Annotated in this window: 18 protein-coding genes and 1 tRNA gene; 9 read left to right on the plus strand and 10 right to left on the minus strand. The window is 53.8% G+C overall.

Translation table 11 applies throughout. From position 1 onward, the window contains the following. Nucleotides 1-33: 33 nt before the first annotated feature. Nucleotides 34-1,086, plus strand: coding sequence for a LacI family DNA-binding transcriptional regulator (locus TH468_RS17240; protein WP_210402260.1), 1,053 nt, complete (start codon nt 34-36; stop codon nt 1,084-1,086). Between the two features lie 24 nt (nt 1,087-1,110). Here the strand turns inward: TH468_RS17240 and TH468_RS17245 are convergent, their stop codons facing one another. The 5 genes from TH468_RS17245 to TH468_RS17265 all read right to left on the minus strand — a co-directional run bounded on the left by TH468_RS17245 (nt 1,111) and on the right by TH468_RS17265 (nt 6,907). Further along, nucleotides 1,111-2,103: an SMP-30/gluconolactonase/LRE family protein gene (locus TH468_RS17245; RefSeq protein ID WP_246832374.1), complete on the minus strand. Its 993-nt coding sequence runs from the start codon at nt 2,101-2,103 to the stop codon at nt 1,111-1,113. A gap of 18 nt (nt 2,104-2,121) precedes the next feature. After that, nucleotides 2,122-3,123 (minus strand): ABC transporter permease, encoded by a 1,002-nt coding sequence (locus TH468_RS17250; protein WP_085645820.1) that lies wholly within the window; start codon nt 3,121-3,123, stop codon nt 2,122-2,124. 9 nt (nt 3,124-3,132) lie between these two features. Next, complete coding sequence (locus TH468_RS17255; RefSeq protein ID WP_210402261.1) at nt 3,133-4,158, minus strand: ABC transporter permease; 1,026 nt, start codon at nt 4,156-4,158, stop codon at nt 3,133-3,135. Continuing rightward, entirely contained in the window at nt 4,155-5,720 is a 1,566-nt protein-coding gene (locus TH468_RS17260) for a sugar ABC transporter ATP-binding protein (RefSeq protein ID WP_210402262.1), read from the minus strand. The genes TH468_RS17255 and TH468_RS17260 overlap by 4 nt, the downstream gene beginning before the upstream one ends. A gap of 74 nt (nt 5,721-5,794) precedes the next feature. Further along, on the minus strand, nt 5,795-6,907 hold the full coding sequence (locus TH468_RS17265; protein ID WP_085645823.1) for a substrate-binding domain-containing protein: 1,113 nt from the start codon (nt 6,905-6,907) through the stop codon (nt 5,795-5,797). A 442-nt stretch (nt 6,908-7,349) separates the two neighbouring features. On the opposite strand from TH468_RS17265, the gene TH468_RS17270 reads away from it, so the two are divergent. Continuing rightward, a complete protein-coding gene (locus TH468_RS17270) occupies nt 7,350-8,555 on the plus strand; it encodes an ATP-binding protein (RefSeq protein ID WP_085645824.1) in 1,206 nt (401 codons plus the stop codon). Further along, nucleotides 8,536-9,258 carry a response regulator transcription factor gene (locus tag TH468_RS17275; protein ID WP_085645825.1) on the plus strand — a complete coding sequence of 241 codons (723 nt, stop codon included), beginning with the start codon at nt 8,536-8,538 and terminating at the stop codon, nt 9,256-9,258. The genes TH468_RS17270 and TH468_RS17275 overlap by 20 nt, the downstream gene beginning before the upstream one ends. A gap of 1,074 nt (nt 9,259-10,332) precedes the next feature. Here the strand turns inward: TH468_RS17275 and TH468_RS17280 are convergent. The 4 genes from TH468_RS17280 to TH468_RS17295 all read right to left on the minus strand — a co-directional run bounded on the left by TH468_RS17280 (nt 10,333) and on the right by TH468_RS17295 (nt 15,191). Further along, nucleotides 10,333-10,409: transfer RNA gene (locus TH468_RS17280), tRNA-Ile, on the minus strand. A 96-nt stretch (nt 10,410-10,505) separates the two neighbouring features. Then, nucleotides 10,506-12,581, minus strand: coding sequence for an RNA polymerase sigma factor RpoD (gene rpoD / locus TH468_RS17285; protein ID WP_085645826.1), 2,076 nt, complete (start codon nt 12,579-12,581; stop codon nt 10,506-10,508). Nucleotides 12,582-12,698: 117 nt separating this feature from the next. Next, a complete protein-coding gene (gene dnaG, locus TH468_RS17290; protein WP_085645827.1) occupies nt 12,699-14,591 on the minus strand; it encodes a DNA primase in 1,893 nt (630 codons plus the stop codon). A 144-nt stretch (nt 14,592-14,735) separates the two neighbouring features. Beyond that, entirely contained in the window at nt 14,736-15,191 is a 456-nt protein-coding gene (locus TH468_RS17295; RefSeq protein ID WP_085645928.1) for a GatB/YqeY domain-containing protein, read from the minus strand. A gap of 365 nt (nt 15,192-15,556) precedes the next feature. Here TH468_RS17295 and carA point away from each other — a divergent pair, with 365 nt between their 5' ends. The 4 genes from carA to TH468_RS17320 all read left to right on the plus strand — a co-directional run bounded on the left by carA (nt 15,557) and on the right by TH468_RS17320 (nt 21,198). After that, nucleotides 15,557-16,723 carry a glutamine-hydrolyzing carbamoyl-phosphate synthase small subunit gene (gene carA / locus TH468_RS17305; protein WP_085645829.1) on the plus strand — a complete coding sequence of 389 codons (1,167 nt, stop codon included), beginning with the start codon at nt 15,557-15,559 and terminating at the stop codon, nt 16,721-16,723. Nucleotides 16,724-16,813: 90 nt separating this feature from the next. Beyond that, entirely contained in the window at nt 16,814-20,056 is a 3,243-nt protein-coding gene (gene carB / locus TH468_RS17310; RefSeq protein WP_085645830.1) for a carbamoyl-phosphate synthase large subunit, read from the plus strand. Nucleotides 20,057-20,160: 104 nt separating this feature from the next. Next, nucleotides 20,161-20,634 carry a transcription elongation factor GreA gene (greA, locus tag TH468_RS17315; RefSeq protein WP_062947978.1) on the plus strand — a complete coding sequence of 158 codons (474 nt, stop codon included), beginning with the start codon at nt 20,161-20,163 and terminating at the stop codon, nt 20,632-20,634. Nucleotides 20,635-20,721: 87 nt separating this feature from the next. Next, a complete protein-coding gene (locus TH468_RS17320; RefSeq protein WP_085645831.1) occupies nt 20,722-21,198 on the plus strand; it encodes a GNAT family N-acetyltransferase in 477 nt (158 codons plus the stop codon). A 260-nt stretch (nt 21,199-21,458) separates the two neighbouring features. Here TH468_RS17320 and TH468_RS17325 read toward each other — a convergent pair whose 3' ends face one another. Then, the gene (locus tag TH468_RS17325) at nt 21,459-21,944 is read right to left on the minus strand and encodes an Lrp/AsnC family transcriptional regulator (RefSeq protein WP_007089852.1); all 486 of its coding nucleotides are present in this window, start codon (nt 21,942-21,944) and stop codon (nt 21,459-21,461) included. Between the two features lie 309 nt (nt 21,945-22,253). On the opposite strand from TH468_RS17325, the gene trxB reads away from it, so the two are divergent. Together trxB and TH468_RS17340 are read left to right on the plus strand one after the other, a co-directional pair. Beyond that, nucleotides 22,254-23,204 carry a thioredoxin-disulfide reductase gene (trxB, locus tag TH468_RS17335; protein WP_085645832.1) on the plus strand — a complete coding sequence of 317 codons (951 nt, stop codon included), beginning with the start codon at nt 22,254-22,256 and terminating at the stop codon, nt 23,202-23,204. A 340-nt stretch (nt 23,205-23,544) separates the two neighbouring features. Further along, nucleotides 23,545-24,462: a LysR family transcriptional regulator gene (locus tag TH468_RS17340; RefSeq protein WP_062947986.1), complete on the plus strand. Its 918-nt coding sequence runs from the start codon at nt 23,545-23,547 to the stop codon at nt 24,460-24,462. Nucleotides 24,463-24,478 lie beyond the last annotated feature (16 nt).

The following is a 24,478-nucleotide window of genomic DNA, read 5'->3' on the forward strand; positions in this document are numbered from 1 at the left end:
GTTGGCTAAAAGACCAGAGGCAAAACGAGTTCAATGTCGCAAAAGAAACATTACGGTGGCCAAAATCGCCCGACGATGATGGATGTTGCCTCAATGGCTGGCGTATCGCAGGCAACAGTCTCGCTGGTCCTGAACGGGAGCCCAGCCAAACTGACTGAATCAACACGCCAACGCGTAATCGATTCTGCGAACAAACTTGGCTATCAGCTTGTTCGGCGTGAGAATCAAGTCGCGCCAAGCAACAAGTCACGGTCAGTAATTATCTTCATTGCAGATGAAATCAGCACCGACCCCTGGATGGCGCTGGCCTTTGAAGGGGCGCACAACAAGGCCCTGGAATACGGGATCAATGTTTGCCTCGCGGTCAGCCACGGCAATGCGACCATTGAGGCAAGCATCGTCAATCAGCTCGCAGACTCGAACGTCATCGGGATCATTTACGGTACAATTCTTACCCGGCTGGTGGAATTACCAGCGGCCCTGTCAAAGAAACCAACCGTTCTTGTCAATTGCTATGACAGCACGCGCACCCTTCCGTCCGTTTTGCCCGGTGACCTTCTGGGTGGACGGGCAGCAACAGAACGCCTGATACAAGCCGGTCGCAAACGCATTGCGATCATTAACGGCCAAAAAGGTGTCGATGCCTCGCGCGATCGCCTCAAGGGATACCGCCAGGCACTTTCAAGCAACGACATCCCGTTTGACCCAACACTTGTCCGTCCGGGCAACTGGGAACCATCAACCGGTTATTCGATGACACATGAGCTCATGGCACTCGACAATCCGCCAGATGCGATTTTCTGCGCCAATGACCTGATGGCACTTGGCTGTTTTGACGCGCTGCGCGAACTCGGAAAAAGGATCCCGGATGATGTGGCTGTGATCGGCTTTGACGATCGCGAAATTGCACAGCACACGCACCCTGCCCTTACGACACTTATTCTACCGCATTACGAAATGGGTGAAATTGGTGCCGAACTGCTGATCGACAGCATTGGTGGTCTTCTGGCGACACCAAACCAGATCAAGGTCGAATGCCTGATGGTCGAACGCGATTCTGTTGAGAAGCCCAAAGACAACGCCTGATCCTGGGCGCCGTATTCGGACAATCTACCGAACCAATGCCTCGCTATTGACGTGGATGGCATAAACACTTGTCGTTGCCGTCATCAGGATCTCGTTTCCGCGCGCGCCACCAAACGTTAAATTCGATACTGTTTCGGGTACCAGAATTTTACCAAGCAATGTGCCCGCAGGATCAAAGCAATGCACGCCATCTCCTGCAGAACTCCAGACATGGCCGTGGCAATCAACTCTGATCCCGTCAGGCAAACCGTTATCGATCTTGGCGAACACACGACTGTTTTCAAGCCGGTTGCCATCCACCACGTCGTAAACACGAATGACCGCCGGGATGGAACTGTCGTGGCTGCTTCCTGATTCTGCGATGTAAAGCAACTTTTCATCATTGGAGAATGCCAGCCCGTTTGGCTGATGAAACTCCGATGCCACACTGGTCAACGTGCCCGTGGCTGGATCAAGGCGAAATACGTTGTTGTATTTCTGCTCTGATACGGCCTTATACCCCTCATAGTTTGACAATATCCCGTAGGTCGGGTCTGTAAACCAGATCGATCCGTCCGATTTGACGACGACGTCATTTGGCGAGTTCAGCCGATGCCCCTCAAACTCCTCCACAAGCGTCGTGACTGATCCGTTATGTTCGGTGCGTGTAACTGATCTTGTACCGTGCTGGCAGGTAACAAGACGTCCGTTCAAATCGGTCGTATTCCCGTTGGCAAAGTCTGAATGGTCACGAAAAACATTGACCGAACCGTCACACATCCAGCGATAAATTTTCTGGTTAGGGATATCGGAAAACAGCAGGCACTGATGAGCAGGAAACCAAACCGGTCCCTCTGTCCACAAGTGCCCGCCAGAGAGTTTTCTGAGCCTGACATTTGCCAACACAAGGTCGCGGAACCGAGGGTCGATAATCTGATACGGCTCTATCATACCGAATATCTCTTCGTGTTTGTCTGCGGCACAGCTAGCCAATGGAAAGTCCTTTGCTACAGTCACGTGGTGTCGGAAATTTTGCATGCCTAAGCACAAACGCCATCACCGCACCAACTGTTGCCGTCCATAGATCAACAACATTCCAATGATAACCACGCCAAACACCACCTGACGGAAGGTATCGGCAGGAATATCAACGCCGAGCTGGGCAAAATACCGTTGGGGCTGAACCACTGAAAGCATCGATTGCAGGATTGTAATCAAGATAACACCTGCAATCGTTCCGACATATTTGCCACGCCCGCCCAGAACATTGGTTCCACCAAGGATAATCGCCGCAATTGTCGGCAACAGATACGGATCACCCATCGCTTGGTATGAACGGTTCGCCCATCCTGCCAAAAGGACACCAGTCAGCGCAGCACATGAACCGGAAAAGATAAAGCACGCCAGAATCACCTTGCGCGTATCAATGCCGCTCAGAAAGACAGAACGTTCCTGATTTCCGACCGCATAAATCCTCCGGCCAAGGACCGATCGGTTCAGCATAAAGACGATTGCAGCCCCAAGAATGATCCAGATAAGAAGCGGATTGGGAATGCCCGGGATGAAATGCCCCACCGCCAGTTCACGCATGAATTCGGTTGCACGGTCCTGCGGGGCAAAACCACCAGTGTGATAAACCATTAGACCTTGTGCGACTGCATTCATGCCAAGCGTAAAGATCATGGCCGGCGCACGCAGATAAGCCACGCCCAAGCCATTCACAGTCCCGATCAGTGCCCCACACAGAACACCAAATGGGACGGCAAGTGTAACGCCCCATTCCGGCCCGAGGAACCCGGTGGCACCGGTTGCCATCATGCCACCCACACCGATGGTCCAGGGAATGGACAAATCAATATGCCCCAGCAAAATGACCAGCATCACACCGCTTGCCACGACGCCAAGGAAGGAGGCGGTGTGTAGCTGCTGGATCAAATATTTCGGTGACAGAAAGGCCGGTTCGACCATGGCCCCGATCAGAAGCAGAACAACCACACATGCAAACGCAATAAGCGTTGCCCGATCAAATTGTCTTGCGATTACGCCTGAAACACTCATTTTTCTGCCTTACCGATAAATATCTAGTCTGTTCTTGATTCTCAGGACGCGCAGCGAACCGAGACTGACCGCAACAAGCAGTACGACGCCGACAAAAAGCGGCTGCAAGACAGGATTGATGTCAAACACGATCAGCAGATCCCCAACGGTTCGCATGACAAACGCACCGAAAATCGAGCCAACCGCACTGCCGACACCGCCAAATAATGACGTGCCCCCAATGACGACAGCCCCGATGGAATTAAGCGTATACTCGTTGGCAATCGACATCTTCGCTGCCCCGGAATAGGTCAGCGCCGTCAAAAGGATGCCGCCGATGGATGCCAACAACCCGCTTAGGGTATAGGCCAGCATCTTTGCCCGATTGATTGGAATTCCCGACATGTATGCCGCTTGCTCGGATGAACCGATGGCAAATGCCGCCCGTCCTAGGACAGATCGGCGATACGGGATCCAGATAAACACAACCACGGCCAGCAACAGCAAAACCGTGTGTGGCACGGCAAATGTCGAACGCGTCATGAAATCGGCTAGTTCAAAATTGACCAATCCGCCCGGCTGCGGCCGAATGGCAAGCGCGATACCGAAATAGACCGCGCTGGTGGCAAGCGTCGCAATCAGTGGCTGCAGCCGGCCATAAACGATAATCACACCATTTACCGCACCACATGCCAGCCCAAGCAACAGCACACCAAAAATGCCGAACGTGGTTTCAATTGGCCCACCGACAACAATCGTCGATGCCAGGCAGTTTGCCAGAACAAAGGTTGCGCCCACCGACAAATCCAGCCCGCGGGTAATAACCGGCAAGGTTTGCGCCATCGCGACAAGTGCTAGCAACGCGCCCTTGTTGGCAGCGGTGTTTATCATGTTGGGCGACAGACCCGCCGCCTGCTTCCAGCCATATACAATGAACATGGTGGCAAAGATCAGCATTGCGATCAGAACACCGCGCTGCGCTGCTGACAAGCGACCAACCCAGCCAAAGTACTTTTGACGTGAAACCATATCTGCTGGTTCTGAGCTCACATTCATAGCGATGCTCCCTGTATCTTCTTGGGTTTAGGCCGGGCCGCAGCCTGTTCAGGCAGGTTAAGCGCAGCTGAAACCAGATTTGTTTCGTTAAGGTCATCGCCAGCAAGAGTTCGAATGATCCTGCCGTCATACATAACCAGCACACGGTCACAGCAACCGATCAGTTCATCGTAATCGGTGGAATACAAAAGGATTGCACATCCTTCTGCCGCCAGTTTCTGCAACAGCTGATAGATTTCCTGCTTGGTGCCGACATCAATGCCGCGGGTTGGATCATTCAGCAGAATGATGCGTGGCTTGGTCATCAGCCACTTGCCGATCACCACCTTTTGCTGGTTACCGCCGGAAAGTGCTCCGACAGGCCCGTCAATGCCATCTGCCTTGATCTTGAGAAGTTCGACCATCTCGTCGATTGCGGCTTCTTCTGCGCGCGTATCAACAACACCCATCCGGCTCATTTTTTCGACCGCAGCAAAGGACAGGTTCTCGCGCACAGTCATCGACAACATCAGACCTTCGTATTTGCGGTCTTCAGGCACCAGCGCAATACCGATATCATCCGCCTTCGCCATCTTTGGGCTGTTCAGTTTTACAGGCTCGCCATTGATTTCCACCGATCCGGTTGCCCCTATCAGGGTGCCAAACAGCCCCAATTGCAGCTGACGTTGCCCCTGCCCGTCCAGCCCGCCAAGCCCGACGATTTCCCCCGGCCGCATTTCCAGATTGATGCCATTGAGTTCATCGTTCCACGAAAAGTCGGTGACCTTAAGGATTGGCTCAGAGGCCGCAGGTCTGCTGCTTTTGGCGGGATAGACACTACTGTATTCGCGACCGATCATCATCTCGACAACCGCACTGTCGGATTTCGTGCCATTCTTGAACGTTTCGACTTTGGTGCCGTTTCGATAAACCGTGCAGGTATCTGCCAGTTCGGCAATCTCGGGCATGCGGTGCGAAATATAGATGATCGCCATCCCCTCATCGCGAAGGCGATGAAGCATCTTGAAGACCTTTTCGACATCGGCCGCTGTCAGCGCGGATGTCGCTTCGTCAAGGATCAGAATTTTGGGATTACGGGCCAGTGCCTTGGCGATTTCCACCATCTGACGTCGGGAAAGCGACAGATTGCTGACGGTTTCCATTGGATCAATGTTTTCACCGCCGACCCGCGCCAGTGCCTCTTCGGCGATGCGCCGCTGAGCACGGTAATCAATCATCCCGAATTTGCGTGGCGGACGGGTGATGCCAATATTGTCTGCTACCGTCAGGTCCGGCAACAGGGACAATTCCTGAAATATGCATGACACGCCAAGGTCATTGGCCTGTTGCGGATTTGCAAAGCTGACCTGTTTGCCATCGATCTCGATCGTGCCGCTATCGGGCTGTACGACGCCCGAAAGGATCTTGATCAGCGTTGATTTCCCGGCCCCGTTTTCACCAAGCAGCGCATGGATTGATCCGCGTTGCGTATCAAAGCTGACATCTTCAAGTGCGCGGACACCGCCATAACGTTTGGTTATGCCCGACATGGATAATAAATAGGGAGATTTGCTCTCTGACACGGCAGTTTTCCTAACGTTATTGAACACCGCCGATGCCAAACCTGACATCGACGGTATCCAGTCGTTTATTGTTGTTAGTTGTTCTCGCCCGTCTGAGACGCGATTTCCTCTGCCGTGAAGCCAATGTTGCAAGCTTCGAAATTGTTGCCAGCAAAGAAGCTACCCGGCAGTTTTGGGAACATCTCGACACCTTCCTTGAACGGTGAATAGGAAATCGATGTCGGCAGCGCGATTTGCGATGGAACGATTTCACCCTTCAGGGCCGCAATTGCGGTTTTAATCGTGACTGATGATTGTGCTGGTCCTGTCCCGCCTGACTGGCAGGCAAGTCCTGCACTGTTGCAAAGCTGGCGAAACGCGTTCTCAGTTTCCCCGGAAATTGGCGCCTTGAATACGCCTGCATCAAGCATCGCGGTCGCGACACCTTGTGAACCACCCTGAACGTAAATCCCGTCAAATACGCCACCGGCAGCAATGGCATCTGCTGTCACTTTCTGACCGTCACCAGGTGCCCAGTTGCCAACAACATCGACGACTTCAATATCGCGTCCGGATTCCTTGATTACCTCGTGGAAACCTTCATTCCGTGCGATGTCTACAGGTTGCCCTGCTGGGCCACGCACATGCAGGAACTTGGCAGGACCATCACCGCTTTGCTCCAAAAGGAACTTCCCGGCCGACATGCCAAGCCCTTTTTGATCAACGTTGATCGCGATCTGGTTGGGATCATCAATCACGTTGTCAAACGACAGAATGACGACATTGACTTCGTTGGCCTTACGCACCACCGATCCGAATGCGCGCGTGTTGTTGGCGTTGATGATAATTGCGTCAAAGCCCTGATCGATAAAGTTGTTGGCCGCTGCAATCTGTGCCGCGATGTCTTCACCGACAGACACAACCTTGAACTCTTCGATATCAGCAGCGACTTCCGGCTGTGCTGCATAGGCTTTGGCAACGGCAATCATCTGAACACGCCAATCATTGGCAATAAAGCCATTCACAAGCGCAATCTTGTAGGGCCCCTCGCGTGCAGGCCACTGGAAGTAGGCTGTGTCATCGGAAACAGGCGTGAAGCACGACGGATCCGCACCCGGACCGGCAACCGTATCGGGGCCAGCAGATGCAACCTGTGCAGCCACCATCAGTGCGACAGCGGCGGTCGTCATAGTCAGTAGTTTTTTCATGGTAGTCCTCCCGTTGGATGCGCTGTTCTTTATCGCTTCCTCAGCAGGTCAGCGCCCCTGCCCGCATTGTGCAAGTTCTTGACGTCTCGTTTTCCGCATGCCGGATCAGACACTTCTGATCAACGAACAGAAATGACGGAACTTCAGATGTTTCTAAGAGAAATTTCGTTCTCACGCGGTTTTTGCGTCGACCGAGCATTCCCCCCTGATGTCAGCATGTGACTTGTTGTTTTTGTTTGTTTCTTTGCCGTCGAGCGGCAAGGCATCCGTGGATGCCAGCAAAGGCACACACGAAACCATGGCGCAATCTTCATATTATCCGATTAAATCGTAAAGAGCAGTTTCCGCAGAACGCATACGGTGTTACGCATCCAAGTTGCGGGTTCCCGCAAGACAAGAGAATTGCCTGTGAATATTATCGAAGAGCTGGAGGAAACCACCCATGTCGGATCTTGCTCATTACCTTCGCATATCTAATTTGCTTGCGGGAAATCTCGATATTCACTCGGCATTAAGCTCGGTCAAAACCGAGATCGAGAAGATCATCGAGTTTGATCACCTTGATGTATGTCTGATTGACACGGACAAAAGGTGGGCAACGGCTTACGAGGTGGGAGTAGAAACGGCCTGGAGCAAGATGCGTTCGGACGTTCACAAAGCCCCAATCCGCGATATTTTACGGGGTAAAACAGATCATCTATTGACGGGAAATGCCCTTCAGGACCAGCGCTTCCTTTTCCCCGGCGCAGTCAGCGCCCCGATTATTGACCATGAACTTCGCAGTCGTGTCAGTGTCGGGATGAAGGTTCTTGGCGAAGTCGTTGGCTCGTTGAATTGCTCTTCGAAAAAGGAAGACTTTTACAATCAAAGCCATCTGGAACAGATGCGTATTCTGGCAGATATGCTGGCACCTTATTTCTACGCCTTGCGCGCTAATGAAAAGGCCAACAAGGAAGCCATCATTCGTGCCGAAATCCTTGCCCGTGAAGAAGGACTGCGCCTTGGCGCACTCAGCCTAACCGATGCGCTTGAGGCAGAACGCCAGCGCATCGGCATGGACCTGCATGATCAAACTTTGGCCGATCTGACACGCATTGCGAGGGACCTCCGCCCCGGTCTGAGCGAAGCACAGTATTTAAGATTGCAGCAGCAAGTCCAAAACATGATTCAGGGGCTGCGCGATATTATTGATACCTCTATCCCTTCCATTCTCGACTTGTTTGGCTTCCATCACGCGATACAGACGCATCTTGAACGCGCCGTAAGCTATGACAGCGTCATGCAGTTCAAGGTGCATGATCAGACAGACGGGGCAATTGACTTGCTGCCTGAAACAACACGTATTGCGGTGTTTCGTATCTGTCAGGAAGCCATCAATAACGCAGTTCTGCATTCAAATGCTTCGCACGTTTCTGTTTCGATCGACAAGAGTTCTGACGGCTGCCTGACCATCAAGGTTTCAGATAATGGACACTTCAGACCTCAACCAAGAAAACCATCCAGTGGCTTGGAACATATGAAAACGCGTGCCCGCCTGATCGGTGCAAAATATGCCCTGTCAACCTCGGACGGCACACAAGTAACAATTCAGCTGCATCAAGCGACCAGACAAGAAGGAGAAAAGATGAATGAAAATATTGCTGGTTGAAGATGACAACATGCACGCGGATTTCCTGATGGAAACCGTCGAACACGCATTGCCCGAATTTGACGAAATATTACTGGCACATAATGGCAAAGAAGCCGAAACGTTGGCGCATCAGCATCAGATTTCGGCAATCGTGATGGACCTGCGCATGAAGGAGCATAACGGCATCGAAGCGGCGCGAACCATTTGGGCGGAACGTCCGGACAGCAGAATACTTTTCTGGTCAAACTATTCGGACGAGGCATATTTGCGGGGGATTACACGGATTGTCCCGGATCAGGCAGCATATGGATATGTTCTGAAAACCGCGACGCAGGACAAGATGCGGCTGGCTTTGCGTGCCGTCCTTATCGAAGCCCAGATTGTAGTTGATCGCGAAGTCCATCAGATACAGGCCCAGCAAATGCGCTCCCGCAGTGCGCTGACAGAATTCGAATATCTGATATTACTTGATTTGGCGCTGGGTCTTCCTGACAAAGCTATTGCCATGCGTCGGAAACTGTCGCTCCGCACCGTCCAGAACCGCTTACTATCGCTTTATGACAAGCTCGAAGTAGAGTCTCAGGACCAGAACGAAATGGGCATTGTGCTGAACAAACGAACGCGCGCTGTCTCCAGCGCCATTGCGCGCAAAGTAATCAATCGCGAGGGTTTGATTGTTGCGAACAAAGAACTCGGCGAATGGCTTACACGCGCTCCTTGATTACAGCGATCAGCATCCCTTCCGATTCTATCTCCTGTACGACTAATGGACCCAAAGCCATAACCCCGAATTATGACAACTCTGCAATCGATGCGTTGAGCTCATTGCGTGCGGGGGCGGGAGGAGAAGAGGAGTGATCGAGCGTTTTGTGTGTGCGACTTACCCGAATCGATGAACAGTGTTTCAATTCAGCCTGCAACTACCCTTCAAAGAAAGAGGCGGACGATGTCCGGGAAAGCTGAATCGCGCATCAGCGATGCAGTCAAATCAGAATCAGCAGACCGCGCTCGTCTGAGTACATCAGCCAAAAACCGGATTTCCTGCAATCCGGGAAGTCCCGACGAACCCGGGGCTTCGGCATCCTCGCCAACGGAGCGCAGATCCGCTGCCTTCCGTCTCATGACCTGCTCCGGTCACTTCCGTCCATGGCGGCACTTCCCGCATCCAACGAAGCCCGGATAAACCTCGGGCATTAGCAGCCATCCTCGCAACAGACAGCCTTCGGCCCCACTCCGGTCACGTTTGGCAATGGCGGCACTTCGCGGTAACCACCGAGGTCCAGACAAACTCCGGGCGTACGGCCCCCATTGGTCCACCATCGACGGCCCACGCTCAATGCTGCCCGCTGCTGCCATTGCTGCCGCTCCCGGCAAATTTAATGCTCCCTCTCCAACAAGACGCACCTCTCCCGTCATGACAAATGATCGGGTTAGTCCCCCAGTCCTAATCCTCGGGCAGAATGCCGCCATAATGGCTCCGCCATCCGCCGCCCCGTATCCTGCGGGGCACCCCGCCGCCCTGCCCGTGTCTGTGTCCGCGTCTTTGCCGCTGCATCCTGATCACCTCTTTCATCCGGCCCCAAACGCAAAAACCCGCGAGGCACAAGGCCTTGCGGGTTTCGGTCCGGGTGCATTTCTCCCGTTGACTTTTCTCTTATGCCACAAACAAAAGAACAAATCAAGAACTTTTACGAAAAATATGGTAGGCATTTTAGGGGAAATGTGCCCCACGACGCATGTTTTCGTGGGGCATCTTTGCCATAAACCGTTTATAATAAACGATTATTTTTATGGATGGTAGGCCCGGAGGGACTTGAACCCCCAACCAGACCGTTATGAGCGGTCGGCTCTAACCAATTGAGCTACGGGCCCCCAAAGGGGAATAGAAAAGACCGCGCCAATTGTCTGGCGCGGTCCGAAAACTAGCGATTTTCGGGCCAAGGTCAAGCCCGAACGTCGCAAGATTTTTTAATAATCGAGGAACGAACGCAATTTGCGCGAGCGCGACGGATGCTTGAGCTTGCGCAGCGCCTTTGCCTCGATCTGACGGATACGTTCGCGGGTCACGGAGAACTGCTGACCAACCTCTTCGAGGGTATGGTCGGTGTTCATCCCGATCCCGAAACGCATACGCAGAACACGTTCTTCACGCGGTGTAAGCGATGCCAGAACGCGCGTGGTGGTTTCACGCAGGTTGGCCTGGATCGCCGCATCAAGCGGCTGAACGGCGTTCTTGTCTTCGATGAAATCGCCAAGATGGCTGTCTTCCTCGTCCCCGATCGGGGTTTCGAGCGAGATCGGCTCCTTGGCGATTTTCAGAACCTTGCGAACCTTTTCAAGCGGCATCTGCAGCTTTTCTGCCAGCTCTTCCGGGGTCGGCTCGCGACCAATTTCATGCAACATCTGGCGCGAGGTACGGACCAGTTTGTTGATGGTTTCGATCATGTGAACCGGAATACGGATCGTACGGGCCTGATCGGCGATGGAACGCGTGATCGCCTGACGGATCCACCAGGTCGCATAGGTCGAGAATTTGTAACCACGGCGGTATTCAAACTTGTCCACCGCCTTCATCAGGCCGATATTGCCTTCCTGAATAAGGTCGAGGAACTGAAGACCGCGGTTGGTATATTTTTTGGCAATCGAAATCACGAGACGCAGGTTGGCCTCGATCATTTCCTTTTTCGCACGTGCCGCTTCGCGTTCGCCCTTGTTGACGACGCCGTAAACACGGCGGAATTCACCGATCGGCAAACCGACTTCGGCCGAAACACCGCCAACCTGTTCACGCAACTGCGCGATTTCATCCGGGTAACGTTCGATGAAAGCCTTCCAGCCCTTGCCCGGCAATTCGCTGACGCGTTCCATCCAGTTCGGGTCGAGTTCATGGCCCTGATACTGTTTGACGAAATCGGGACGCTTGATCTTGCAACGGTCTGCAAAACGCAGAAGCTTGCCTTCAAGGCCGAGCAAACGGTTGTTCAGGCCGGTCAGGTGATCAAGCAGCTCCTCGATCCGGAAGTTGTTCAGATGAACATCTTCCATCAGATCAACCATCTCGCCCTTCAGCTTGGCATACCGCTTTTCGGTCGCAGCCGGAACGGTTTCACCCTTGTTCATCGCGACAAGGCGCTGTTCCTGTGCCTTGTGCAATTTCTCATAGGTTTTGGCGATCAGTTCGAACTTCTCAAGAACCTGCTCGGTCAGTTCCTCTTCCATTTTGGAAAGTGAAACGTTGACCTGTTCGTTCTCGTCATCGTCCTCATCGTCACCATCACCTTCGCCTTCAGAACCCTCGGAATCTTCGTCCGACTCTTCTTCGTCGTCGTCCTCTTCTTCCTCGTCGCTGGCGGGCGCACCGGTCGGTTCTGGCGTTTCGGTTTCGGCTTCTTCGTCTTCGTCGGCATCGGTTTCGACGGCGGCTGCCTCGAAATCATCGCCTTCGGTTTCTTCGGCTTCGTCACCTTCTGCGGCTGCAATTTCCGCATCCGGACCACCACCATAGGTGGTTTCCAGATCGATCACATCGCGAAGCAGAAGATTGCCAGCCTGAAGCTGATCATGCCAATTGACGATCGCGCGAATGGTCAGCGGGGATTCGCAAATCCCGCCAATCATCATGTCACGGCCAGCCTCGATACGTTTGGCAATGGCAATTTCGCCCTCGCGCGACAGCAGCTCGACGCTGCCCATTTCACGCAGATACATACGGACCGGATCATCGGTACGGCCAACATCATCTTCAGAGATATTGCCGCTCGGATCCGAGTCTTTCTCGTCATCGTCGTCCGAGTCGTCCCCATCTTCACCATCGATAACGTTGATGCCCATCTCGTTGAGATTGCTCATCACGTCTTCGATCTGTTCGGAGGAAAAATGCTCCGACGGCAAGGCGGCGTTCAATTCATCGACCGAGATGTGGCCTTTCTCTTTGCCCTTGGCAATGAGCTTCTTGATGGCCGCTTTATATGTATCGAGAAGAGGTCCGTCTGCGGTTTCAGAAGAGTTCTTTTTCTCTTCAGCGTTCGAAGTCTTAGACGACATCTATTCCCCGTTTCCCGCTGGGTACAGTTCGTACCGTTGTTGTCCCAAGCACTGTTTTGCTCAGCGCAAATCACAAATAGCCCGAACGCCGATCCCGCACACAAACGCATGCATCGATCAGTCGTCGAGCTTAAACACTTTTTCCCGGCGCCGGGCCAGATCGTCGCGTCTATGCGAAAATCTTTCCCATTCTTCCTCGCTGATATCTGCTGCCAACTGTCGGACGGCGTATTTTGCCTCTTCGTCCTCCAGGGAGCTTACAGCCATAGAAAAAACCTGTTCCCAACCCGCGCGAGCCCGTTCGAGCGGCGTTTCGGGCCTAGCGAAAGCGGCGTGCGCCAAAATATCCGCACCTACCACCCGCAAAACTGTCTCTGACAGCCCGTCGCGCTCCAAATGGGCCTTGATTGCGTCGGAATCAAGTCCGGGATCACCGTCAAGGAGCTTTAAGACGGCACGACGAAGATTGTCAAGTTCGGAGTCAGCACAAGAGTAGATTCCGAGCCGTTCGCCAACATCATCATGCAAATGCGGATGATTGATCAGCGTCACCAGCAAAATGCAATCCTGTACGCTCCGTCGCTTATGCATGGGCGGACGCAACATCCCCGGAACAGCTTTGCCCGCAGGTTCCCAGAAATAGTCTTTTTTTCCGCCTTTGCCACCCCTTGCAAATTTTTTGTTCTGGTATGTCCCACTACTGCGCGCGGTGCGCCCTGCTCCGCCTGTGGTACGATCCCCCTTAAACAACTGCCAGATACGATCACGAAACATCGACTGGTATTGCGATCTGACGGCATCATCACCGATTGCCGAAATGCGTTTCTGAATATCGGCCTCAAGGGCGGCACGACGTTCCGGTGTATCGGTTACCCGCCCGGCAACCTCCATACGCCAGACCAGTTCGGCCAGCGGCACCGCCATATCGAGGATCTTGCGGAAATTGGCAAAACCGTTTGCCCCGGCCATCAGACTATCGGGATCCTCGCCCTCTGGCAGGATGGAAAACAACAATGATTTGCCCGGACGCAGGATCGGAAGCGCACGTTCCGCGGCACGCACCGCCGCGCGCTTACCCGCGGCATCACCATCAAGGCACAGGATCGGCTCGTTGGTCATTTTCCAAAGCTCGCCGATCTGCTCCTCTGTGACCGCTGTTCCCAACGGAGCCACTGCCCCGCGGAACCCGGCCCGATGCAGTGCGATCACATCCATGTAACCCTCGGTCACAATGATCGGCGCATCCTGCTGGCTGGCTTCACGTGCCTGTGGCAAACCATAAAGCAGCTGCCCCTTATGAAACAAAGGTGTATCAGGGCTATTCAGATACTTTGGTTTGGTGTCCCCCATGACACGCCCGCCAAAAGCGACGACCCTGCCACGCCGATCAAGGATCGGAAACATCACGCGCCCACGGAATCGGTCATAGGTCTGGCGTCCCTGGTCTTCGGGCTCGATCAGAAGCCCCGCCTCGATCATCAGGGACTCGTCAAACTCTTCGCGCTTGAGGGCAGCCTTGAGCGCGCCGCGATTATCGGGGGCAAAGCCCAGTCGAAAATCGGCAATCGTTTTGTCATCAAGCCCGCGACGGCGAAAATATTCAAGTCCTTCGCGGCCTTCGGGCATATGAAGCACGCGTTCGTAAAACACACAAGCTGCTTCCATCACTTCGTAAAGTGTCTTCGCCTTTTTTTCACGTTCCTGGGCTTCACGGGATGGTTTGGGAACATCCATGCCGACCTGATTGGCCAGCACTTCGACTGCCTCGACAAAGGTCAGGCCACGCGTATTCATTACGAAACTGATCACGTCGCCATGCGCGCCACAGCCAAAGCAGTGATAAAAACCCTTTTGTTCGTTGACCGTGAAAGACGGGGATTTTTCGGAATGGAACGGACACAGACCAGAATATTCCCGGCCGCGTTTGATCAGCTTCACCGACGTCCCGACAATATCCGCCAGTCCGACGCGCGCCCGCAGATCGTCAAGAAACGACTGGGGAAAGCTCATGATTGTCCCGATCCCGTGATCATGTTGATACCAAATCCCATCCTACCCTTTTATTGTTCCAATGTCTGGAATCCGGGCTTAGGGACGACGAAAGCCGGACGATTTTACACGCCCGGCTTCCATAAAAAATAGCTATTCTCGAAATCAACCGAGAAGTTTTTTCGCAACACCACCGGCTTTGCCGAAATCCATGCAACTGGCATATTTTTCGCGAAGCGCCGCCATCGTCCGGCCCATATCCTTCAGGCAGGTTGCGCCAAGGTCAGTCACAACCCCCTTAACAGCTGCCTCGATTTCTTCATCGGACATCTGTTTGGGCAGGAACCGTTCAATCACGCCGATCTCGGCGGCTTCCTGTGCCGCAAGTTCGGGACGATTGCCCTTGGTGTACATTTCAATACTTTCGCGACGCTGTTTAACCATCGCCTGCAGCAGGGTCAGGATTTCCTCGTCGGAAATGCCATCGGTGTTCCCCTCGCCGCGTGCCGCAATATCGCGTTCCTTGAGTGCAGCCAGGATCAGGCGCACGGTAGTTACGGATACGGCATCCTTCGCAAGGACGGCCTTTTTCAAAGCGTCTGTAAGCTGCGATCGCAGCATGGCTTGTCTCTGATTCTGTGGAAGAAAGGAGCGAACATACCCCAAAAGCGCCATCTAGGCAAAGAAAACCTCATCAAATAAGTTATTGATTTTAAAAGATAAATAAAAGTTTGGATGTATCCTTGACAGGGCGTTACGACTCCCGTAGACATCCGCCAATTTGCCTGCCGGGATGAGGTTTTTACCCGCTTTCAGCATATTGTACCGACGTCTTTTGGCGTTCTGGTAGATGCGACTGGGGATACCTTGCCATGTCCGCATGCCCGATATGCAGGGGAATTGGGCCGTTTTTCTCGGCCTGCTCGTAATTATTATATATAAAGACTCCGTGTCTCACCGTGGAAAGATCGAAAGGACATTCGCCAATGTCAGCGCCCACGCACACCCCGCCTCCTGGTGCTTCTGCCGTTCTGGTACTTGCCGATGGTTCTGTTTTCTGGGGACGAGGCGTCGGCGCCCGAGGAGAGGTGGTTGGTGAAGTCTGCTTCAACACCTCGATCACGGGCTATCAGGAAATCATGACCGACCCGTCCTATGCCGGGCAGATGATCACTTTTACTTTCCCCCATATCGGCAATGTCGGCACCAATGACGAGGATATCGAAAACACCACCCCCGTCGCCCTTGGCTGCATCCTGCGCCAGGACATTACCGAGCCGTCAAACTATCGCGCACAGGGTCATTTCAATGACTGGCTGGCAAAGCATGGCCGGATCGGCATTGCCGGTATTGATACCCGCCGCCTGACCAAACGCATCCGTAGCGAAGGCGCTCCGAACGGCGTGATCTGCCACAACCCGGATGGCAAGTTCGATATCGATGCCCTGATCGCCAAGGCCAATGAATGGCCGGGCCTGGAGGGCATGGACCTTGCCAAGGACAATAGCTGCACCGAGGGTTATGACTGGGATCAGACCCTTTGGACCCGCGAAGGCGGTTATGGCGAACTTGGCAATGCCAAACACCATGTTGTTGCCATCGATTACGGTGTGAAACGCAACATTCTGCGTAATCTTGCCGCGCTTGAATGCAAAGTATCGGTTGTTCCGGCAACGACGTCCGCCGAAGAAATCCTTGCGATGAACCCGGATGGGGTCTTCCTTTCGAACGGCCCTGGCGATCCGGCTGCGACCGGCGAATATGCGGTTCCGACCATTAAAAAACTGATCGCCAGCGGCAAACCGGTTTTCGGTATCTGCCTTGGTCATCAGATGATGGCGCTCGCCCTTGGTGCGAAAACCAAAAAGATGGATGTCGGTCATCGCGGTGCGAACCACCCGGTAAAGGACACCACAACCGGTGTCGTGGAAATCACCAGCCAGAACCACGGCTTTGTCGTCGACAAGGACAGCCTGCCCGACAATGTCGAAGCAACGCACTTCTCGCTGTTTGACGGATCCCTTGCCGGGCTTCGCCTGAAAGACAAACCGGTCTTTGCGGTTCAGTACCATCCCGAAGCATCCCCGGGGCCGCACGATAGCCATTACCTGTTCAAACGTTTCGTTGGCCTGATCGAAGACGCGAAAGCCTGATAGCGCGACGACATCAGCGACAAGCGATTAACGGACTTAATTTCGGGCGGTGCAGCAATCGCGCCCGCCACGCCAAAAGCGGAAAAAGACATGCCGAAACGTACAGATATCAAATCCATCCTTATCATCGGTGCCGGCCCGATTGTCATTGGTCAGGCCTGCGAGTTCGACTATTCCGGTGCACAGGCCTGCAAGGCCCTGAAGGAAGAAGGCTATCGCGTCATTCTGGTCAACTCGAACCCGGCGACGATCATGACCGATCCGAACCTGGCCGATGCGACCTATATCGAGCCGATCACACCTGAAATGGTCGCCAAGATCATCGAAAAGGAACGCCCGGATGCCCTGCTGCCGACCATGGGTGGTCAGACAGCACTGAATACCGCACTGGCACTTTATGACGATGGCACGCTGGATAAATATGGCGTTGAAATGATCGGTGCGAAAAAGCACGTAATCGAAAAAGCCGAAGACCGTCAGCTTTTCCGCGAAGCGATGGACAAGATCGGTCTTGAAAGCGCGCGTTCCGCAATGGTCCGTACCTTTGAAGAAGCCGTTGTCGCGCTTGAAACAACCGGCCTTCCGGCCATCATCCGGCCAAGCTTCACCCTTGGCGGTGAAGGCGGCGGCATTGCCTATAACCGCGAAGAATTCGAACAGATCGTTCGTAATGGTCTGGCGATTTCGCCGACCCATACGGTTCTGGTCGAAGAATCCATTCTTGGCTGGAAAGAATACGAGATGGAAGTCGTCCGTGATCACGCGGATAACTGCATCATCATCTGCTCAATCGAAAACGTCGACCCGATGGGCATTCATACCGGGGATTCGATCACCGTTGCCCCGGCCCTGACCCTGACGGACAAGGAATACCAGATCATGCGCGACGCCTCCCTGGCGGTCCTGCGCGAGATCGGTGTGGATACCGGCGGCTCGAACGTTCAGTTCGCGGTCAATCCTGATGATGGTCGCCTGATCGTTATTGAAATGAACCCGCGCGTGTCGCGTTCGTCTGCGCTGGCATCCAAGGCGACCGGCTTCCCGATTGCCAAAATCGCGGCCAAGCTGGCGGTTGGTTACACACTTGACGAACTTGATAACGACATTACCGGCGTGACCCCGGCTTCGTTCGAGCCGACCATCGATTATGTCGTCACCAAAATCCCACGCTTCACCTTTGAAAAGTTCCCGGGTGCCCAGGCACTTCTGGGAACTGCAATGAAATCGGTTGGCGAAGCCATGTCGATTGGTGGCTCGTTTGCCGAAAGCCTTCAGAAAGGCCTGCGGTCGATGGAAACCGGCCTGACGGGCCTGAACGAAGTCAAAATCGAAGGCGCGCCGGACAAGGCCGCGATCCGTGCGAAACTGACGCAGCCGATGCCGTTCCGCATTCTTTACGCGGCACAGGCATTCCGTCACGGCCTGACCCTGTCGGAAATCCAGCAAGCCACCAAATTTGACCCCTGGTATCTGCGCCAGATCGAAATGCTGGTAGCCGAAGAAGAGCAGGTCCGCGCAAACGGCATCCCGAAAGACAAGCAGGAATTGCTGCGCCTCAAGAAACTCGGTTTCTCGGATGCGCGTCTGGCGGAACTGGCCGGTATCGAAGAAGACGCCGTGCGCGAAACCCGCCAGGCTATGAACCTTCGCCCGGTTTACAAACGTATTGATACCTGTGCGGCCGAATTCCCGTCGCGCACGTCCTACATGTATTCGCTTTACGAAGGCGACGGTTTCTTTGAACCGGAAAACGAAGCCGAAGTCACCGATCGCAAGAAAGTCATTATTCTTGGCGGCGGACCGAACCGGATCGGTCAGGGTATCGAATTTGATTACTGCTGTGTGCACGCGGCTTACGCGCTTCGCGAAGTCGGCATCGAAGCCATCATGGTCAACTGCAACCCGGAAACGGTTTCAACGGACTATGACACTTCGGACCGCCTGTATTTCGAACCACTGACCGCCGAAGACGTCATCGAACTTTGCCAGCTTGAACAAAGCAAGGGCGAACTTCTTGGCGTGATCGTTCAGTATGGCGGCCAGACCCCGCTTAAACTGTCCGCTGCCCTTGAAAAAGCAGGCATTCCGATCCTTGGCACCAGCCCGGACAGTATCGACCTTGCCGAAGACCGCGACCGGTTCCAGGAACTGATCCACAAGCTGGGCCTGAAACAGCCGGCCAACGGTATTGCGCGTTCGGTCGACGAAGCCGTTAAAATCGCCGAAAGCATCGGTTACCCGATCGTAATCCGCCCAAGCTACGTACTGGGCGGCCGTGCAATGGAAATCGTTCACACCACCGAAGACCTGCTGCGCTACATGACCGAAGCCGTTCAGGTTTCGGGCAAAAGCCCGGTTCTGATCGACAGCTTCCTGCAGGATGCGATCGAAATTGATGCCGACGCGGTTTCGGACGGCGAAAATGTCTTTGTCGCGGGCATCATGCAGCATATCGAGGAAGCCGGTATCCATTCCGGGGATAGTGCATGCTCGCTACCGCCCTACTCGCTCGGTCAGGACATGATTGATCGCCTGAAGGCTCAGACCGTGCAACTGGCCAAGGCACTTGATGTTGTTGGCCTGATGAACGTGCAGTTCGCGATCAAGGGGGATGTGATCTATCTGATCGAAGTCAACCCGCGTGCCTCGCGTACTGTTCCGTTTGTTGCCAAGGCCACCGGCAACCCGATTGCAAAAATCGGCGCGCGCATCATGGCAGGCGAAAAGCTTTCGGACTTTAAAATCAACGAAGGTCCGTTCAAGCATATTGCGGTCAAGGAAGCGGTACTTCCGTTCAACCGCTTCCCGGGTGTCGACACCCTGCTTGGCCCGGAAATGCGCTCAACCGGCGAAGTCATGGGCCTTGATACCGATTTCGGTCGCGCCTTTGCCAAGGCTCAGATGGCGGCGGGTCACGATCTGCCGCAATCTGGCAAGATCTTCATGTCAGTCAAAAACTATGACAAACCGGCTGCTGTTCAACTCGCACGCGACGCGATCGAGCTTGGCTTTGTGATTGTTGCGACGCATGGCACTGCCGAAGCTCTTGAAAAAGAAGGGCTGGACGTTACCCCGGTCAATAAGGTACAGGAAGGACGTCCCCATATCGTGGACATGATGAAGAACGGCGATATCAACCTGGTATTCAATACCACCGAGAGCAAACAGGCCGTGGTCGACAGTTTCTCGATCCGGCGGACGGCACTCAGCAACGATATTCCGTACTACACCACGATTGCCGGTGCCCGCGCCACACTGCGTGCCATCGACAACCTGAAACGCGGAGCACTTGCAGTGCGGCCCGTTCAGGAATATCTTGGGGATGAATACTGAGGTTCCTTTTCGAACCCGTTCAACGAGTTTAGACCGCCCGGCGGTATCTGCCGGGCGGTTGATTTTGTAGTATCGATCGCTAATAAGAATAGGCTGTGAGCGCGATGGAAAAAGTACCTATGACCCCGCAAGGGCATCAGCGCCTCGAAGAAGAGCTGAAGCACCGCAAATCCGTCGAACGCCTTGAAATTATCAAGGCGATCTCGGAAGCGCGCGAGCATGGCGATCTCTCGGAAAACGCCGAATACCATGCTGCGCGTGAACGACAGAGCTTCTGCGAAGGTCGAATTGCCGAACTGGAAGATGTTCTTAGCCGCTCCGAAGTCATCGATGTCAAATCGCTGGCCGGATCGGTCGTCAAATTCGGTGCGACCGTGCATCTTGTTGACGAAGACACCGACGAGGAAACCACCTATCAGGTTGTCGGTCCGATCGAGGCTGATATCAATTCCGGCCGCATTTCGACCACGTCTCCGATTGGCCGGGCGCTGATCGGCAAGGCTGTTGGTGAATCCGTAGAAGTCACCGTTCCCGGTGGTACAAAGAGCTACGAGATCCTTACGGTCAAGTTCGCCTGATACTCGATACACTATCTTGCGAAAGTACGGCCCGATAAATATCGGGCCGTTTTTTTTTGATCCAAATACTCTGCACAAATATCTGCCATGACATCTGATATCATCATTTCAAAGGCCCGTCCGGAAGACAGCATCCATGTCGCCGACATGTCGAATGCCCTGCATGTCGAACTTGATTACGACAATCCGCCCCACACGACCGAAAGCATCCATAAAATGATGTTCGGGCCAAAAGCACTGATCAAAAGCCTGATCGCATGGAACGGAGATCGCGCTGTCGGACAGACGATCTTTCAACCGTTCTATAACCCGGATTACTCGAAGATCGGGTTATGGATGACCGAACTTTACGTTGCACCCGATATGCGTTCGGAAAAGATCGGAAACAAACTGATGAAGGCACTTGGCAAACTCGCCATCGATGAGGGCTATATTTCGATGTGGTGGTCCGTCCTGCATCGCAACGAGGCCGCCTGCCGGTTTTACGAACGGCTGGGTGCGCGCAATTCCGGCGCCCTGCAGTACGAAATTGATGGTGATGAGCTAAAGGACCTTGCCCGATAGGGAAATAAATCATCAGGCAGATGACAAAGCATTGAATTCAGAATACTTTCCGGCATAATTCTGAAATGATCGTTCCGGAAGTATCGGGAACATCAACAGGGTGCGACGCCCGGCCGGGGGGATAACGGGCGTCTCGAAGCGGGACCGGTTGAATTGACCGGTCCCGCTTCGATTATCGGATCAGCAATTGGTACATTCAAAAAACAAAAAACCGGCGACCAAAGGGTGCCGGTTTTCAAAGTTTGGCGTGGCAACGCACGTCAGTCTTCAGCTTCAATATCGATGGGAACGCCGGGCTGATTTTTAGCGGTACGAATCGAAAGTGCCGATTTCACATGATTGACGTTTTCCGCAACGGTCAGCTCGGTCGTCAGAAACTTCTGATATTCGTCCCAGCTATGCGAAACGATTTTCAAAAGGAAATCCATTTCACCGGCAACCATATGACATTCACGCACTTCCGGCCATGCCGCAGCACGGCCCTCGAAGGCGCGCAGATCATGTTCGGCCTGACTTGCAAGACCGACCAGCGCAAACACGGTTACATTGTAACCCAGCGCCTGGGCATCAACGTCGGCATGATAGCCCTGAATGAAACCGGCTTCTTCAAGCGCACGGACACGACGCAGACAGGGTGGCGCAGAAATACCTGCACGGCGTGCAAGTTCCACATTGGTCATGCGGCCATCTTCCTGGAGATCGCGCAGAATTCTGCGGTCGATCTTGTCGAGTTTGACCCGTTGCATTTATCCCTCGATTCTGTGCGCTGAACTTACCCCGGACGAAACAATATTACAGGGGGCCAGTACGCTGGCAATAATATATTCGGCGGCAGAATGCAATCTGCCCTTTTGTAATGCGCACAAATGCATTGCACAATTTTGTATCAAAACGTTGCAAACCGCCATTTTCCGCCAGTCGCGATGGCGGAGTAAAATACCCGATCAGGAACTGTTCCGAAAACCTTGCAAAACATCGTGCGAGGCGGTTGCGCAATGCCATATCACCCCATATGTTCGGAACCTGTTTTTCACTGACCACAATATGCAAAGCACATGGCCCAGGAACATAACACCAAAGTCCTCATCATCGGATCCGGCCCGGCCGGTTACACAGCGGCGATTTATGCTGCACGCGCCAATCTGGAACCCATGATGGTTATGGGCCTGCAGCCGGGTGGGCAGTTGACGATCACGACAGATGTCGAAAACTATCCCGGCTTTGCCAACGTCATCCAGGGCCCGTGGCTGATGGATCAGATGAAGGCACAGGCCGAGCATGTCGGAACCAGAATGGTTCATGACCTGATCACCGAAGTCGACTTTTCCAAACGCCCCTTTGTCTGCAAAGGCGATTCGGGTGATATCTATGTCGCAGAAAGCGTGATCATTTCAACCGGTGCACAGGCCCGGTGGCTTGGCCTTCCGGGCGAAGAAAAATTCAACGGTCGTGGTGTCTCTGCATGTGCCACCTGCGACGGTTTCTTCTATCGCAACAAACCGGTCGTGGTTGTTGGTGGCGGCAATACCGCTGTTGAAGAAGCCCTTTATCTTGCCGGGATCTGCTCGAAGGTGACACTCGTGCATCGTCGCGACGAACTGCGCGCGGAAAAAATGCTGCAGGATCGCCTGCTGAAGCACGAAAAGATCGACGTCGTCTGGGACAGCGTCATTGACGATATCCTTGGCGGTAACGGCCCGATGGATGGTGTTGAAGCCGTTCGCGTGCGCAATGTCAAAACCGGCGATCTTTCCGACATCACCGCCGATGGCTTCTTTGTCGCGATCGGTCATGATCCGGCAACCGCCGTGTTCAAGGGGCAAATCGACATGGATGATGAAAATTACATCCTCGTCAAACCGGGAAGCACCACAACCAACGTTCACGGTGTCTTTGCCGCTGGTGATGTGACCGACAAGATTTACCGTCAGGCAGTTACTGCGGCGGGCATGGGCTGCATGGCGGCACTCGAAGCTGAAAAGTTCATTGCCGAGCACAACGAATAAGCACGGTTGTTCTTACCGGATATGACAAAGGGGCGCCAATGGTGCCCCTTTTTTGTGCCTACGGCCTGGAAATATGACTGCATTCAGAAACGGCGAACGTGCCAATTTTCGGCAATCCCCTGAGTTCATTTATGAATCCGGCGTGAACGAAATCACCACTTTCGTAATTGGTTGCTTGCAGATCGCGCCAAAGGCCTCATATTGATTTAATGATATCAGTTTGGAAGCAATTTCACATGCGGCTTAATAGTGTGGAAACCAAATGCTTCTAAGAAGAAGATAAAGAAGTATCAGGGGACTGGCGCGGCAATGGCGCGACAGTGACATTAGGAGCAGGTCTATGGACTGGGACAAGCTGCGTGTTTTTCACGCTGTTGCGGAAGCTGGAAGCTTCACACACGCGGGGGAAAATCTCAATCTGAGCCAGTCGGCGGTCAGCCGACAGATCAGCGCACTTGAAGAAAGCGTCAAGGTGCCGCTATTCCACCGCCATGCACGCGGCCTGATCCTGACCGAGCAAGGCGAACTTCTGTATCGCACGGCCCATGATGTGTTTGCCAAACTTTCCATGGCCGAAGCCCGCATTCGCGAATCCAAGGAACGCCCCAGCGGTCCGTTAAAAGTCACCACCACGGTTGCCTTCGGATCAACCTGGCTGACACCGCGTATCAACGAATTCCTTGAACGCTATCCGGAAATTGAACTGTCGCTGGTACTCAATGACGAGGAACTCGATCTTGCCATGCGCGAGGCCGATGTTGCTATCCGCATGCAGCCCCCGCGTCAGGCCGATCTCGTTCAGCGCCAATTGATGACATTGCGCTATCATGTCTTTGCGTCGCCCGAGTATATCAAGCAGTTCGGCATTCCGAAAAAGCCTGAAGACCTCAAAGATCATCGTCTGATCATTTACGGTGCGGATGCGCGCCCACCGGTCTCGAACGTCAACTGGATGATGGCCGTCGCCCAACAGTTCAAACCGGATATGCGGCCGATCCTGAAACTGAACAATATCTATGGCATCTTCCGTGCGACCGAGTCCGGGCTTGGTATTTCAGCCCTGCCCGATTACCTGCTGCCGACTGACAGCAATCTGGTCCGCATTCTGCCGGAACTCGAAGGGCCAAGCTTCGATGCCTATTTCGTTTATCCTGAAGAACTGCGTCATTCCAAACGCATTGCCGTCTTCCGCGATTTCCTGATCGAAGAAATCAGTAAGGTCAAAGCCAAGATGAATGCCGCCGCCGCGACCGATTAACGCAAACGACAAGCGA

The sequence above is a fragment of the Thalassospira sp. MCCC 1A03138 genome, assembly GCF_002115785.1.
GTDB lineage: Bacteria > Pseudomonadota > Alphaproteobacteria > Rhodospirillales > Thalassospiraceae > Thalassospira.

Excerpts from the sequence above, each read along its gene's own strand:
- carA (WP_085645829.1), top strand. The coding sequence starts at position 15,557 with ATGTCAGCGCCCACGCACACCCCGCCTCCTGGTGCTTCTGCCGTTCTG.
- TH468_RS17295 (WP_085645928.1), bottom strand. The coding sequence starts at position 15,191 with ATGCTGCGATCGCAGCTTACAGACGCTTTGAAAAAGGCCGTCCTTGCG.
- TH468_RS17245 (WP_246832374.1), bottom strand. The coding sequence starts at position 2,103 with ATGCAAAATTTCCGACACCACGTGACTGTAGCAAAGGACTTTCCATTG.
- greA (WP_062947978.1), top strand. The coding sequence starts at position 20,161 with ATGGAAAAAGTACCTATGACCCCGCAAGGGCATCAGCGCCTCGAAGAA.
- TH468_RS17265 (WP_085645823.1), bottom strand. The coding sequence starts at position 6,907 with ATGAAAAAACTACTGACTATGACGACCGCCGCTGTCGCACTGATGGTG.
- TH468_RS17325 (WP_007089852.1), bottom strand. The coding sequence starts at position 21,944 with ATGCAACGGGTCAAACTCGACAAGATCGACCGCAGAATTCTGCGCGAT.
- TH468_RS17320 (WP_085645831.1), top strand. The coding sequence starts at position 20,722 with ATGACATCTGATATCATCATTTCAAAGGCCCGTCCGGAAGACAGCATC.
- TH468_RS17255 (WP_210402261.1), bottom strand. The coding sequence starts at position 4,158 with ATGAATGTGAGCTCAGAACCAGCAGATATGGTTTCACGTCAAAAGTAC.
- dnaG (WP_085645827.1), bottom strand. The coding sequence starts at position 14,591 with ATGAGCTTTCCCCAGTCGTTTCTTGACGATCTGCGGGCGCGCGTCGGA.
- TH468_RS17240 (WP_210402260.1), top strand. The coding sequence starts at position 34 with ATGTCGCAAAAGAAACATTACGGTGGCCAAAATCGCCCGACGATGATG.
- TH468_RS17250 (WP_085645820.1), bottom strand. The coding sequence starts at position 3,123 with ATGAGTGTTTCAGGCGTAATCGCAAGACAATTTGATCGGGCAACGCTT.
- TH468_RS17275 (WP_085645825.1), top strand. The coding sequence starts at position 8,536 with ATGAAAATATTGCTGGTTGAAGATGACAACATGCACGCGGATTTCCTG.
- carB (WP_085645830.1), top strand. The coding sequence starts at position 16,814 with ATGCCGAAACGTACAGATATCAAATCCATCCTTATCATCGGTGCCGGC.
- TH468_RS17340 (WP_062947986.1), top strand. The coding sequence starts at position 23,545 with ATGGACTGGGACAAGCTGCGTGTTTTTCACGCTGTTGCGGAAGCTGGA.
- rpoD (WP_085645826.1), bottom strand. The coding sequence starts at position 12,581 with ATGTCGTCTAAGACTTCGAACGCTGAAGAGAAAAAGAACTCTTCTGAA.
- trxB (WP_085645832.1), top strand. The coding sequence starts at position 22,254 with ATGGCCCAGGAACATAACACCAAAGTCCTCATCATCGGATCCGGCCCG.
- TH468_RS17270 (WP_085645824.1), top strand. The coding sequence starts at position 7,350 with ATGTCGGATCTTGCTCATTACCTTCGCATATCTAATTTGCTTGCGGGA.